The following is a 13,498-nucleotide window of genomic DNA, read 5'->3' as shown; positions in this document are numbered from 1 at the left end:
GAGGGGATCGTCCGTGTCGGACCGCTTGAACCACACGCACAGACACCACCCGGCGGGAGCCGCTCCGGCGCGGCCTCGACCGCAGGCGCGTCAGTCACCGCCCCTAGCCTCGCTTCAGGCCGCGGCGGGAAACCGGGCCGTGACCACGGCGATCCAGCGCGCGGCCGGCACGGCGGTCCAGCGGGCGGCCGATACCGCGGAGCTGCCCCAGGCCGCTGCGCAGGCACGTGCGACCACGTCGACGGCGGACGACCTGGAGATCACGCCGGTGACGGAGCCCGAGCGGTCGGGTGGTGAGACGCGCCGGGTGCAGGACGCGGCGACCGGGCGGCAGGCGGCCGAGAACGACGTGGCGGAGCAGAAGGCGACGGTCTCGGCGGCCTCACGGGCACGGGCCGACGCCGCGGCCGACGTGTGGACCTGGTCCGGGAAGGCGAGCGAGGCACGCAAGAAGGAGACGGCCGCCCGGGACAGGGCGGACGCGCTCGACGGGGAGGTCCGGACCGAGCAGCAGGGGGAGAAGGACTCGCTCGGAAGGGCGCAGGGCGCCACGGACCGGGCGAAGGCGGCGACGAAGCGGCAGCAGAGCGCCACCAAGGCGGCCGGGAGGCACGGCGAGACCGAGGAGCGCAAGGGCGCGGCCGCCAGGGAAGCCCGCGAACAGGCGGAAGGGTTCACGAAGGAGGCCGAGGCCGCCGAGCAGCGGCGGAAGGCCGCCGAGGACTTGGTGAACGCCCTCTCGGCAACCATCGCGGACGCCCGGAAGAGCCAGGCGGAAGCCGAAGAGAGGGTGCGCCGGTTCACGCGGGAGGCCGAGGAGGCCGCGGCGCAGTTGAAGGCCGCCGACGAAGCGGCGCGCCGGGCGGGGGAGGCCGAGGACAAGGCGCAGGAGCAGGCCGCCGAGGCCGAGGTCGAGGCGGAGTCCGAGGAGCGGTTCGCGCAGAGCATGAGGAAGCGGACCGTCGAACTGGCCAAGGCGCTGAAGGGGGTGAAGACCGCCAGGGAAGAGGCGCGGGAGAAGAGCGAAGAGGCCGGGGCGGCCGGTGCGTCGCGGGCGAAGGCGGACGAAGACCACGAGGAGGCCACCGAACTCCGGGACGAGGCGGACAAGAACGCGAAGGACTCCGCGGAGCTGGCGGAGAAGCTGGACCGCAAGGCCAAGGCCGCGACCGAGGCACGCGAAGCCGCCGAGCAGGCGGCGGCCAGGCACCAGAGGGACGCGAAGGACGCCTACGACAAGGCCGAGGAGGCCCGGACCGAAGCGGCCGGGCACGCGAGGACCGCGGGGGACAAGCAGACGGCGAGGGACGCCGCCCTCGCCGAGGCGGCACGGCATGGGCGGGACGCCACCGAAGCCCGGCAGCAGGCGGCGGCCGCGGCGCAGGGGCATCAGGACCAGGCGGCGACCGAAACCGCGGCGAGGACGGCGCTGACCGCGGCGAAGGCGACCGAGAAGAAGGCCGCGGAGGAGAAGGCGGCCGAGGAGAAGGCGGCGGAAGCGGCCGGCAAGACGGCGGGGGAGGCGGCCGGGAAGACGGGCGGCGCCTCGCGCAACGGTGCCGCGCGCGCGGCCGAGGGCGCCGGGCACGCGGTCAAGAAGGCCTCCGCCAAGTCCAAGCCGTGGGTCGACATCCCCGACACCGCGGCGCTCCGCGCCACCGCGCCGCCCGGCGGGGTGTACGCGGCGGAGGCGTCGAAGCACGGGGACACCGGGACGGTGCGCGACAACCTGGTCCAGCAGCATGTCGAGAACCCGATCAACCTCCTCAGTGACGCGACCGGGACCGTGAACGACATCGCGACGATCAAGGACGCGGCCGGCAAGCGCCATGACTCGGGCCCGGCTTCCCACGCGCACCGGAAGAACTGGGTGGGCAAGCCCCTCGGCCTGGCGACGAACTCCCAAATGGCCGCCAACGACGTCCTGAAGATCTCCAACACCAGCGCGAAGACCGCCGGGGACGTGGCGGGGGTGGCCGCACTCGGGGATGCCGGCGGTGCCCTCACCATCTCGTTCTCCGCGCTGGTCGCCGCCCGCGACACCGCGGTCATCAAGAACACCCACGCCCAGCGCAAGGAACTGAAGGAGCACTTCCGCGGCGTGGCCGCGAAGCGCGAGCGGAAACTCCAGGACGTACTGGACGACCTGGGCACGGCCACCGCCGACCTGGCGCAGGCGTCGTCCAGGCTGGGGGACGCACTGGACGGTCCGGACGCGCAGGCCGCGCTGGACGCCGTCGAGGAGCGGCGGGCCCGCATCGAGAGCCTCAGGGCAGAGGTGCAGGAGCATATGGCCGCCGCGCGGGAGTACGTGGTGCACAAGAAGAAGTGGAAGCTGGGGCACCGCTTCGCCAACCTGGCGGGCAACGCCGCGCGTATCGCAGCCGGTGCCGTGGCCATCGCGGCCGCTTCGGGCGCGGTCACCGGCGGGATCGCGCCCGGCGTCGCAGGCGGCACGACCGCGGCGCTCCTGGGCGGCCTGGCCGTCAAGAAGGGCGTGAAGAAGGCCAACAAGCGGTACATCTCGGTACGGCAGCCGGACCGTTACGCCCGCACCACGCTGGCTCAGGAGGGAACCGAGGAGCCCAAGGAGACCGAGGCGGCCGAGACGTCCGAGGCGCCCAGGATGTCCAAGGACGGCACGAGCAGGCGGGGCAGGAGGCGTGACGCGTGGAAGGAGGCGTTCATGGTGTCGCACCCCATCAAGCAGGGAAAGCGGCAGCTCAGGGCGCAGGAGATCTACGCGGTCGCGGCCGGACCGGCCGTCCCCGTGGGCAAGGACGTCCCCGAGGACATCCGGAGGGAAGCGCGTGACTTCCTCAAGGCCCTCAAGTGCGGCCCGGAGCACCACAACCAGAAGCCGGAGGAGTGGGAGGCGTCGCTCAACGACCCCGAGCAGCAGAAGGACTGGGAAGAGGCGATAGCCAAACAGCTCGCCTCGCTCTGAGCGCCCTGCGCCGCGACCGGACGCGACACCGGGGGACGTTGCCCCCGGCGTTGCCCGCGCAGACCTGTCGGCGGCGGGGCGGCTCCGGTAAGGCTGAGGGTCACACGTCCGGTGTCGAAGGGAGCGCATGGTGCGCGCGCACGAGGAAGCCGCCGACCAGTCGGCCGCCCGGGGCGGCCGTGTGCCCCACCGGGCCGCGCCCGCGCCCACCACCGCAGTGAGCGGAGCGCCCATGTCCCCGGCGACGATCTCGGCGCTCCAGAGCTCCGCCGGCAACGCCGCCGTCCAGCGGGTCGTCGCCCGGGACGCGCACCAGCACGGCCCCGGCTGCGGGCACACCGTCCAGCGTCGCATCGACACGGGCTCGCACCAGCACGGCGCGGGCTGCGGGCACGACGGGATCGACGACCGGAGCCCGGAGGGGCAGCACCAGCTCCTGGCCGAGGCCAAGGAGTCGTCCAGTTCGTCGCTCCCCGGGTCCTTCCTCAACAAGGCGGTGTCCTTCTACCAGAATCCCGCCCTCGCCGGCGCCCGCATGCACACGGGTCCTATCGCCCAGCGCGCGACGGCGGCCATGGGGGCCGAGGCCATGACGATCGGTATGGACGTGTTCCTCGGCCCGTCCGCCCTCGGCAACGAGGAGATCCTCGCCCACGAGGCCAGCCACCTCGACAAGAACAGCAAGGGCATCACGGAGACAGGCAGCGCGAGCGGTGGCAGCCCCGCCGTCACGGACCCGAGCCAGAGTTCCGAGGTCGCGGCGGTGAACGACGGGGCGGCCTTCAAGGCCGGGGACTCCATCGCCCCGTCCCTCGTCGCCCAACGCGCGGTCTCGGACGACGTGGAGGACGCGCAGTAGTCCCGGGCGTCCCGCGAAGGGTCCTTTAGGGCAACGCATCGTGCCCTGACGGGACCTGACGCCGTGTCGGGCCACCCATAGCGTCGGCGTGTGAGCCTGTGGACTTCGCTGGAGCCCGCGTCCGCGACTGTGGACCCCGGCAGTAGTACGCGTGTGCGCCTGAGGGTGCGTAATACCGGTGATGTCGTCGACGAGTACCGGTTCGAACCGGTCGGGGATGTGGCTCCCTGGACGACGGTGGAGCCGCAGACCCTGCGGTTGTATCCGGGGACGACGGGGACGGTGGAGCTGACGTTCGCTCCGCCGCGGACTCCGGATGCGGTGGCGGGTCCGAATCCGTACGCGGTGCGGATTGTGCCGACGGAGCATCCGGACGCGGTGACGGTTCCGGAGGGGAACCTGACGATCACCGCCTTCTCCGAGGTGCGGGCGGAGTTGGTGCCGCCGACGGTGAAGGGGCGGTTCCGTGGCCGGCCGCGGCTCGCGGTGGACAACCTGGGCAATACGAAGGTGACGGCTTCGATCGCGGGCAGTGATCACGGGGACCATCTGTCCTACGAGGTGCGTCCGGGCAATGTGCAGATCGACCCGGGTCGTGCGGCCTTCGTCGAGACGACGCTGAAGCCCAAGCGGATCATCTGGTTCGGGGCGAAGGAAGAGCGGCCCTACACGCTGGCGGTACGCCGGTCCGGGGTCGACCCGACCGAGATCGAGGGCACCTACGTCCAGCGTGGGTTCCTGCCGCGCTGGCTGGCGACGTTCTTCGGGATCTTCCTGGCGCTGGCGATCGCGTTCGTGATGATCTGGATCGCGTACAAGCCGCAGGTCCGCACCAGTGCGACTGAACAGACGGAGCAGGCCGGTGCGGCCCTCGCGCCCAGTCCGAGTGCGAGCCCGGAGACGCTGCCGAGCAGCCCCGCGCCCGCGCCGGCCGAGCAGCCGCAGGTGCAGCAGCCGACGGCCCCCCAGGAGTCGGAGAAGAGCGACGGCGGGGGCGGCGGCGACAAGGGCGGAGGCGGCGGTGGGGGTGGCGGCGAGTCCAAGAAGCCCAAGCCGCCCGTACGCACCGCGGCCACGGCCGTGAAGGAGGTCGCCGCGCGCAGCGAGGGCCGGCACATCTGCTACCGCGCCTACGTGGCCGACCACGGCTGGCAGGCCCCGGTCTGCGACGGTGCCGAGGCCGGCACGGTCGGCAAGAACCTCCCGATCAAGGCCCTGAACATCGCCGTGTCCGGGACCAAGGGGGTGACGGGCAACGGAGCCCATGTCGTCGAGGGATGGCTGACGGGCGACGACTGGAAGAGTGCCCCCGACAAGACCGACATGTACCTGGGCAGCACCAAGGAGGCGGTCTCGGCGATGGAGGGGTTCACCCTCAAGACCGTCGAAGGCACCGTCTGCCCCAACACCCACGTGAAGGACAAGGGCTGGCAGAAGCAGGGCTGCACCGAGCCCGGCAACTGGCGGTACTTCGGCAGCAACATGGAGAACGACCGACTCCAGCTGGAAGCGGTGCGCATCACGGTCTGACGGCGTATGCAAGGGCAACCGGCTTTGCCCTTGCGACTCCTGACGTCCCGGCAAAGCCCCGCGTAGCGTCGGCGTGTGAGCCTTTGGACTTCGCTGGAGCCCGCGTCCACCACCGTCGACCCCGGCAGCAGCACGCGTGTGCGCCTGCGGGTCCGCAACACCGGTGATGTCGTCGACGAGTACCGGTTCGAGCCCGTCGGGGATGTGGCTCCCTGGACGACGGTGGAGCCGCCGACGCTTCGTTTGTATCCGGGGACGACGGGGACGGTGGAGCTGACGTTCGCTCCGCCGCGGACTCCGGATGCGGTGGCGGGTCCGAATCCGTACGCGGTGCGGATCCTGCCGACGGAGCATCCGGACGCGGTGACGGTCCCGGAGGGGAACCTGACGATCACCGCCTTCTCCGAGGTGCGGGCCGAGTTGGTGCCGCCGACGGTGAAGGGCCGGTTCCGTGGCCGGCCGCGGCTGGCGGTGGACAACCTGGGCAATACGAAGGTGACGGCTTCGGTCGCGGGCAGTGATCATGGTGATCATCTGTCGTACGAGGTGCGTCCGGGCAATGTGCAGATCGATCCGGGTCGTGCGGCCTTGGTCGAGACGACGCTGAAGCCGAAGCGGGTCATCTGGTTCGGTGCGAAGGAGGAGCGGCCGTACACGCTGGCGGTCCGCCGGTCGGGGGTCGATCCGACCGAGATCGAGGGGACGTATGTCCAGCGTGGGTTTCTGCCGCGCTGGCTCGCCACGTTCTTCGGGATCTTCCTGGCGGTGGCGATCGCGTTCGTGATGATCTGGATCGCGTACAAGCCGCAGGTCCGCACGAGTGCGACGGAGCAGACGGAGCAGGCCGGGGCGGCCCTCGCGCCCAGTCCGAGTGCGAGTCCGGAGACGCTGCCGAGCAGCCCCGAGTCCGCGCCCGAGGTGGAGCCCGAGCAGTCGGCCTCCGAGAAGCCCGAGGACGACGGCGCCGGTGGCGGCGGCGGTGACAGCGGTGGCGGCGGGGGCGGGCAGGCCACGAAGCCCGCGACGAAGCCGGACGTGGTCCCCGCCATGAACGTCATGCTGCGCAACGCCACCACCCACATGTGCGCCGACATCCCCGGACGGGAAAAGGGCAAGATCAACGGAGTCGTCCAGCAGGCCAACTGCCACGAAGAGGGCGACAACCAGTACTGGAACCTCGAGGTCAAGTACGAGCACGGCGGTCCCAACGGGGTCAAGCTCTTCCAGATCCGCAATGTCACGGACCAGCTGTGCATGGACCTGGGTGAATACGGCGCTCGCCCGGAGGGAACGGGGGTGGCCGAGTTCCACTGCGACGGCACCAAGGCGGACAACCAGCTGTGGTGGATCGACAAGCAGGCGAGCGGGGACTACTGGATCCGCAACTTCGCCAGCAACCACAGGTGCCTGAACGTCAAGGGCCAGAACGGCGGCACCGAGACTCCGCTGAACATCGCCACCTGCACCAACACCGACGACCAGGAGTGGCAGATCATCCGCCCGTCGAAGGACTGACGCCGGGTCCGAAAAGTCGTACGATCAGGCACCTTGGGGCAGCGAGTACTGCCCCGAGTGCCGCTGACGTACGCGGAGTTGACCCGTAGCGTCGGCGTGTGAGCCTGTGGACTTCCCTGGAGCCCGCGTCCGCGACTGTGGACCCCGGCAGCAGTACGCGTGTGCGCCTGAGGGTGCGTAATACCGGTGATGTCGTCGACGAGTACCGGTTCGAACCGGTCGGGGACGTGGCTCCCTGGACGACGGTGGAGCCGCAGACCCTGCGGTTGTATCCGGGGACGACCGGCACGGTGGAGCTGACGTTCGCTCCGCCGCGGACTCCGGATGCGGTGGCGGGTCCGAATCCGTACGCGGTGCGGATTGTGCCGACGGAGCATCCGGACGCGGTGACGGTCCCGGAGGGGAACCTGACGATCACCGCCTTCACTGAGGTGCGGGCCGAGTTGGTGCCGCCGACAGTCAAGGGCCGGTTCCGTGGCCGGCCGCGGCTCGCCGTGGACAACCTCGGCAACACCAAGGTGACCGCGTCGATCGCGGGCAGTGATCACGGGGATCATCTGTCGTACGAGGTGCGTCCGGGCAATGTCCAGATCGACCCGGGCCGTGCGGCCTTCGTCGAGACGACGCTGAAGCCGAAGCGGATCATCTGGTTCGGGGCGAAGGAAGAGCGGCCCTACACGCTGGCGGTCCGCCGGTCCGGGGTCGATCCGACCGAGATCGAGGGGACGTATGTCCAGCGTGGGTTCCTGCCGCGCTGGCTCGCCACGTTCTTCGGGATCTTCCTCGCGTTGGCGATCGCGTTCGTGATGATCTGGATCGCGTACAAGCCGCAGGTCCGCACCAGTGCGACGGAGCAGACGGAGCAGGCCGGGGCGGCCCTCGCGCCCAGTCCGAGTGCGAGCCCGGAGACGCTGCCCAGCAGCGCCGAGTCCGCGCCCGCCGAGCAGCCCCAGGTGCAGCAGCCGACGGCCCCGCAGGAGCCGGAGAAGGACGGCGGCGGCGACAAGGGCGGAGGCGGTGGGGGCGGCGGGGAGTCCAAGAAGCCCGCGGCGAAGCCGGCCGCGAAGCCGGTGGTGCCCGCCAAGAACATCCTGCTGCGGAACACCACCAGCCACATGTGCGCCGAACTCCCCGGGCGGGAGAAGGGCGTACCCGACGGACCCGTCCAGCAGGCCGTCTGCGACGACACCGACGGGGACAACCAGATCTGGGACCTCGAGGTGAAGTACGAGAAGGGCGGCCCCGGCGGGGCACCGCTCTTCCAGGTCCGGAACATCAAGGACCGGTTCTGCATGGACCTGCCCAACCACGGGTCCGCCGCCGTGGGGACGCCCGTCACCGAGTTCCACTGCGACAGCACCACCTCGACCGACAACCAGCTCTGGTGGGTCGACAAGCAGGAGAGCGGCGACTACTGGATCCGCAACTTCGCCAGCAACCAGAAGTGCCTCGGTGTGGAGGGCGCGAACGGCGGCGCCCTCTTCTCCAAGCTGGTGCTGGACAACTGCAGCAACGTCGACGACCAGGAGTGGGAGATCATCCACCCGAAGAAGGGCTGAGGGCCCGGGCGGACCCGGCGGTCACCAGCCGCCTTCGCCCGGGACCAGTCTCCCGGCCTTGCGGTACTCACGGCGGGCGCCCTCCAGGAGGTCGTCCGCCGTCACCATGTCGTCGCGTCCGGCGGCGAGGTACGCGGCCGTGACGACCGCGCTGCGGATCGAACCGCCGGCCAGCTCGAAGTCCCGGGCCAGCGCCCCCGGGTCGATGCCGTCGGAGGACGGGACCCGCGACAGACTGTGCCGCCACAGCGCCAGGCGCTGCTCGACGTCCGGGAACGGGAAGTCGACGACCAGGTCCAGGCGCCGGGTGAACGCCTCGTCGATGTTGGCGCGCAGGTTGGTGGTGAGCAGGGCGATGCCGTCGAAGGACTCCAGCCGCTGGAGCAGGTAGGCGCTCTCCATGTTGGCGTACTTGTCGTGGGCGTCCTTGACCTCGGAGCGCTTGCCGAAGACGGCGTCGGCCTCGTCGAAGAGGAGCACGGCGTCCGTGCGGTCGGCCTCCGTGAAGATCCGCTCCAGGTTCTTCTCGGTCTCACCGACGTACTTGTCGACGACCGACGACAACTGGACCACGTACAGGTCGAGGCCCAGGTCGGCGGCGACCACCTCGGCCGACAGGGTCTTGCCGGTGCCGGACTCGCCCGCGAACAGGCCGAGGACGCCCCGGCCCCGGCCGCCGCCCGCGCTGAGCCGCCAGTCGCCCAGGACCCGGTCGCGGTGGCGGGCGCGCAGGGCCAGCTCGCGGAGCTGGACCAGGGGCTTGTGCGGCAGCACCAGGTCCTGCCAGTCCACGTCCGGCCGGATCCGGCGGGCGTGGCTCTCCAGCCCGGAGGCCGACTGCCGCCGGGCGGCGAGCCGGACGTGCTCGGCGTCGACCGGGGTGCCGTCGAAGGCGGCCAGGGCCCGGGCGGTCTGCGCGGCCCGCTGGATGCGGTCGCCGCCGAGCCGGTACGGGGCGACGGCCGTGGCCAGGTCGAACCCGTCGGCGTCGGCGCCCAGCGCGGCCCGCCAGACGGCCACGCCACCGGCCCGGCGGCCCGGCGCGTCCAGGACGAGCGGGTCGGCCGGGGCCCAGTGCGGGTCGTAGGGGCGCGGGTCCGTCATCAGTACGGTCACGTCGGTCGCGGCGGTCAGCGCCCGCACCAGCGGGCCCGGCTTCTCGGGCAGGCCCGACACCACGATCGCCCGGCCGCCGAGGCGGGCCTCGCGCAGCAGCTCGGGTACGTGGTCCTCGGGGTCGGTGCAGCGCAGCGCGTCGATGCCCGCGGCGTCCAGGACGGTGGCGAGGGCGGCCAGGCCGTCACCCTCGCGCGGTTCGCGCAGATAGGCGGTGAGCGGGCCGTCCGTCAGCCGGGCGGCCAGCCGCCGGACGAAGGCGTCGGCGTCGTCGCCCGCGGCGGGCAGCGGGTCCGGCATCGGGAGCAGCAGGCCGAGGAGCGCGGCGTCCGGGTCGTCGTCGCCCAGGAGGTGGCCGATGAGCCGGTCCGGGACGCGCAGCGAACGGGTCAGGAAGGGGCGCTCGGGCTCCTCGACCTCCAGCAGGCCGAGGGCGCGCAGCGGGGCCGAGGCGTGGAAGCGGGCGCGGGCCGACGCCAGGTGCGCGGGCACCCCGCACAGGTCGAGGGCGAGGCCCACGGTGGCGCGGCGGCGGCTCACGTCGTTGTTGAGGTAGCCGTAGAGCGGCTCGAAGGTGCGGTCGACGTCGGGGGCGAGGGCGACGAGCAGGGCGGCCGTGTCCAGCTCGGTCAGCCGCGCCGTCCCGGCCAGCCGGGCCAGCCGGTCCCCGGGGCCGGCCGGCGTGCCCGCGGCGACGGGCTCCACGGGCACCGGCGCGGCCGGGGCCACGGGCTGGGCGTCGGCGGACGGCCAGGTGCGCAGCAGGTGGTGGACGGCCTCGTCGGGCAGGTACAGGCCGCGCAGCGGGTCGTCGGCCGTGGGGTCGTCGGCGGTGCGGTGCTCGACCAGCGCGGCCACCCGGTCCCGCAGGGCTTCGAGCCGGGCGAGCAGCGCCCGGCCGCAGTCGCCGGAGTCGCCGGGCGGGGCGGCGGCCGGTGGGCCGGTGGGGGAGGCGGTGGCGGGACCGTGGGCGGGGGCCTGGGTGTTCGCGGTCGTCACTGTCGTCACTGCCGTTTCTTACGGCCGTCCGTCACGGCCTTGCGGGCGGCGCGGGCCGCCGCCACCTGGTGCGGCCGGTGCGAGCGGCCCTCGGACATCGGCGGGTCGCCCTCGATGCCGCCGACCCGGACCGTCGCGCCCTCGGTGACCGGGGGCCCGGCGTCGTACTCGGGGAAGGCCGGGAAGGGCACGGTGAGCACCAGGTCGAGGGACGGCTTCAGCTCGCCGCCCAGGGCGGACCAGATCTCGGCGAGGGAACGGGACTCGGTCTGGGCGCCGGCCACCGTCATCGGCATCGGGAGCCCCATCGCGCCGAGTGCGCCGGGTAGTTCGTAGGGGGGAAGTTGCTCGCGGGGCAGCAGGGTCGCCAGTACGGCGGACAGCAGCCGGTGTTCGTCCTGCGGGGTCTTCGTCCAGGCGGTCACCAGGTATGACAGCCGGAACCAGCGGGGCGGCTGACGGCGCTTGACGACGATTTCGTCCTGGTCGCGCACCGCTACATGGCCGCGGTGCCGCCGGCTCACGTCTTCGCGGATGTCGTACAAGTAGGCGTTGACGACGGGGGCGTTGCGCCGGGCCGCCCAGTCACGGGTGGGCGCCTCGAAGGCCACGTCGATGCCCGAGTCCGTCAAGGCCCCGCCCTTGAGGAGGGCCTTGAGGACCTCGTCCACCTCGTGGATCACGCTCGCGCTCCTGCCCTGGCCGCACTCGGGTCCGCACGGCCCGCCCGCTGCCGCCGGTCACCGATGGCCGCCACCGATGTGCCTGTCACCGATCGTTCCTCCGGGCCCGTCCGGCCGCACGCGCGGCGGGGACGACGTACGGGCAGGAAGCCCTGCCCGTACGGACCGAAGGGTCCGCCTTCGATTGCCCGTTCGGTCAGATGTAGCCTTCCCGCAGGGCATAGGCCACGGCGTGGGCGCGGTTGCGCAGATGGAGCCGCGTGGTGAGTCCGTGCATGACGTTCTTGACCGTGCGTTCGGAGTAGGACAACTTGCCGGCGATCTCTCCGGTGTCGAGACCCTCGGCGACCAGCCGCAGGACGTCCACCTCTCGGGGTGCGAGGCCCAGCGAAGGTGCGCCGGGGCGACCCGCCGCGCCGCGGTGCAGGGTGCCCACCTGGCTGATGAGCCGGCCCAGCAGGTCCGCGGGCAGGTCGCCGTCGCCGCGCGAGGCGGCCAGGACGGCCTGCACCAGCCGGTGGGCGGTGGCCTCGTGCCGCCACACGATGGCGCCGACGCCGCACTCGACGACGTCGAGCAGTTCGCTCTCGCGGATCGCGCCGATCACCAGCACCGCACGCGCGCCCTCGCTGCGCACGATCCGGCGCAGCCGGGTGAGCGCCGCGTCGTCGAGCGCGTCCTCGATGAGCAGGGCCACCGTGCCGGGCCCCGACTCCTCGCGCAGGTCGATCTCCGGGTGCCGGCGCAGCTGGCTGACGGCACCCTCGCGGCTGATCGGGTCCGGAGCGGTCACCGCCACCGGGACGCGCCGGTCGATGCCGCCGACCGCTTTGCCGGTTCCGTGGGCCGTGGAGGTGGCCGTGGGCGTGGTGGACGTCATGGATGTGGTGGTGTTCCGGGGTGAGTTGAGCAACCGTTTCCCCCCTGTTCACGTGCCCGCTGTGCCGTACAGGCCGGTAGCGGATGAGCGTGTTCCACACTTGTGGGGCTGGTGGGACTTCGCAATCGTGGAGCACCACGAGGCACACCACGAGACCAGGGCGCCGACCGCCACGAGCGGCCGTGGAGCGGGCGTCCCGGCAGGTCACCGGGGTACCGCAAGGAGGCGGGGCCCGTGGAGACGGCCGCGGGCCACCGTGACGCGCGCCACTTCGCACCACCGTTCACCGCAGTCGTTCGTCTCACACCGGGGGAGCACCATCCACCACAGGAGGCACCGATGACCGGATCGCTCCGTGAACGCGACGACGCCCACGCGCTGCTGGCCGTCGAGATCGAGCGCGCACGGGCCGGCACCGGCCGCCTCGTCCTGCTGCGCGGCGCCACCGGCACCGGACGCACCGCCGTGCTGGAGACCGCCGCCCGGCACGCCGAGGACCGCGGTCTGCGGGTGCTGCGGGTGCGCTGCTCGCCCGAGGACACGTCGGTGCCCTTCGCCATGGTCCTCCACCTGCTCGGCCCGGTACCGGAGTTCACGGACACGGCGCCGGGCGGCGACGACCGGAGCAGCGCGGCCCGGCTGTGGCGGCTGCTGCGCGGGTACGCGGCCGAGGGCCCGGTGCTGGTGGCCGTCGACGACGTCCACCTCGCCGACGAGTCCTCGCGCCGCTGGCTGACGGAGGCGGCCCGGCACGTCGACCGATTACCGGTACTGCTGGTCGCCACCGAGCGCAGCCAGTACGACGTCGAACCGCGCCCCGCCGGACTCACCCAGGCGCTGTCGCCGTCCCTGGTGCGCACCCACACCCTCGCCCCGCTCAGCGACGCGGCGGCGGCCGGGCTGGTCCGGGACGCCTTCCCGGACGCGCCGGCGCGGTGGGTCGAGGAGTGCGTGCGGGCCGGGGCGGGCAGTCCGCTGCTCCTGCACGCCCTGCTGGACGACCTCGGCGGCACCCCGCACCCCGAGGGCGTCCCGCCCGTGCCGGACAGTTGCGCCGCGCTGTACCCCGGGTCCTACCCGGCCGCCGTCTCCTGGTGGCTGCGCAGCGCGGGCCCTGCGACGGCCGACGTGGCCCGCTGCCTCGCCGCCCTGGAACAGGCCTGGCCCGCGGGCCCACCGGACGGCCGAGGCGCGCTTCGGCATGCCCTCCCGCACCCACGGACACCGGCATCGGACGGCGCGTACCGCCAGGTGTCGCCGTTCGGCGCCGGGTCCTCGCAGGCGGCGTCGTCGGACGCGGTGTTCGGGCAGGCGCCCCCGTCGGACGGTGTGTACCGGCAGGCGTCGCCGTTGGAAGGCGGGTACCGTTCGGCGTCGTCGTTCGGCGCCGGGTCCTCGCGGGCGGCGTCG

Annotated in this window: 9 protein-coding genes; 6 read left to right on the top strand and 3 right to left on the bottom strand. The window is 72.6% G+C overall.

Annotation, left to right across the window (positions count from 1 at the left end; all coding sequences use genetic code 11):
- The first annotated feature begins 139 nt into the window (after window positions 1-139).
- The 5 genes from ACIRGB_RS16295 to ACIRGB_RS16275 all read left to right on the top strand — a co-directional run bounded on the left by ACIRGB_RS16295 (window position 140) and on the right by ACIRGB_RS16275 (window position 8,410).
- Window positions 140-2,947: a hypothetical protein gene (locus ACIRGB_RS16295; protein ID WP_403864501.1), complete on the top strand. Its 2,808-nt coding sequence runs from the start codon at window positions 140-142 to the stop codon at window positions 2,945-2,947.
- 127 nt (window positions 2,948-3,074) lie between these two features.
- Window positions 3,075-3,806: a DUF4157 domain-containing protein gene (locus ACIRGB_RS16290; protein ID WP_403864498.1), complete on the top strand. Its 732-nt coding sequence runs from the start codon at window positions 3,075-3,077 to the stop codon at window positions 3,804-3,806.
- 90 nt (window positions 3,807-3,896) lie between these two features.
- The gene (locus ACIRGB_RS16285; RefSeq protein WP_403864495.1) at window positions 3,897-5,336 is read left to right on the top strand and encodes a hydrolase; all 1,440 of its coding nucleotides are present in this window, start codon (window positions 3,897-3,899) and stop codon (window positions 5,334-5,336) included.
- Between the two features lie 75 nt (window positions 5,337-5,411).
- Entirely contained in the window at window positions 5,412-6,851 is a 1,440-nt protein-coding gene (locus ACIRGB_RS16280) for an RICIN domain-containing protein (RefSeq protein WP_403864492.1), read from the top strand.
- Window positions 6,852-6,949: 98 nt separating this feature from the next.
- Window positions 6,950-8,410, top strand: coding sequence for an RICIN domain-containing protein (locus ACIRGB_RS16275; RefSeq protein ID WP_403864489.1), 1,461 nt, complete (start codon window positions 6,950-6,952; stop codon window positions 8,408-8,410).
- A gap of 21 nt (window positions 8,411-8,431) precedes the next feature.
- Here the strand turns inward: ACIRGB_RS16275 and ACIRGB_RS16270 are convergent, their stop codons facing one another.
- The 3 genes from ACIRGB_RS16270 to ACIRGB_RS16260 all read right to left on the bottom strand — a co-directional run bounded on the left by ACIRGB_RS16270 (window position 8,432) and on the right by ACIRGB_RS16260 (window position 12,088).
- Window positions 8,432-10,525 carry an ATP-binding protein gene (locus ACIRGB_RS16270; RefSeq protein WP_403864893.1) on the bottom strand — a complete coding sequence of 698 codons (2,094 nt, stop codon included), beginning with the start codon at window positions 10,523-10,525 and terminating at the stop codon, window positions 8,432-8,434.
- A gap of 5 nt (window positions 10,526-10,530) precedes the next feature.
- The gene (locus ACIRGB_RS16265) at window positions 10,531-11,208 is read right to left on the bottom strand and encodes a DUF4255 domain-containing protein (protein ID WP_403864486.1); all 678 of its coding nucleotides are present in this window, start codon (window positions 11,206-11,208) and stop codon (window positions 10,531-10,533) included.
- Window positions 11,209-11,404: 196 nt separating this feature from the next.
- A complete protein-coding gene (locus tag ACIRGB_RS16260) occupies window positions 11,405-12,088 on the bottom strand; it encodes a LuxR C-terminal-related transcriptional regulator (RefSeq protein WP_403864483.1) in 684 nt (227 codons plus the stop codon).
- 339 nt (window positions 12,089-12,427) lie between these two features.
- On the opposite strand from ACIRGB_RS16260, the gene ACIRGB_RS16255 reads away from it, so the two are divergent.
- A partial coding sequence (locus ACIRGB_RS16255; RefSeq protein WP_403864480.1) for an ATP-binding protein occupies window positions 12,428-13,498 on the top strand: 1,071 nt, incomplete at its 3' end.

Origin of the sequence: Streptomyces sp. NPDC102490 (genome assembly GCF_044765285.1) — a bacterium.
Classification (GTDB): Bacteria; Actinomycetota; Actinomycetes; order Streptomycetales; family Streptomycetaceae; genus Streptomyces.
Note: the sequence above shows the minus strand (reverse complement) of the source record. Positions and strands in the feature narration are given on the sequence as shown.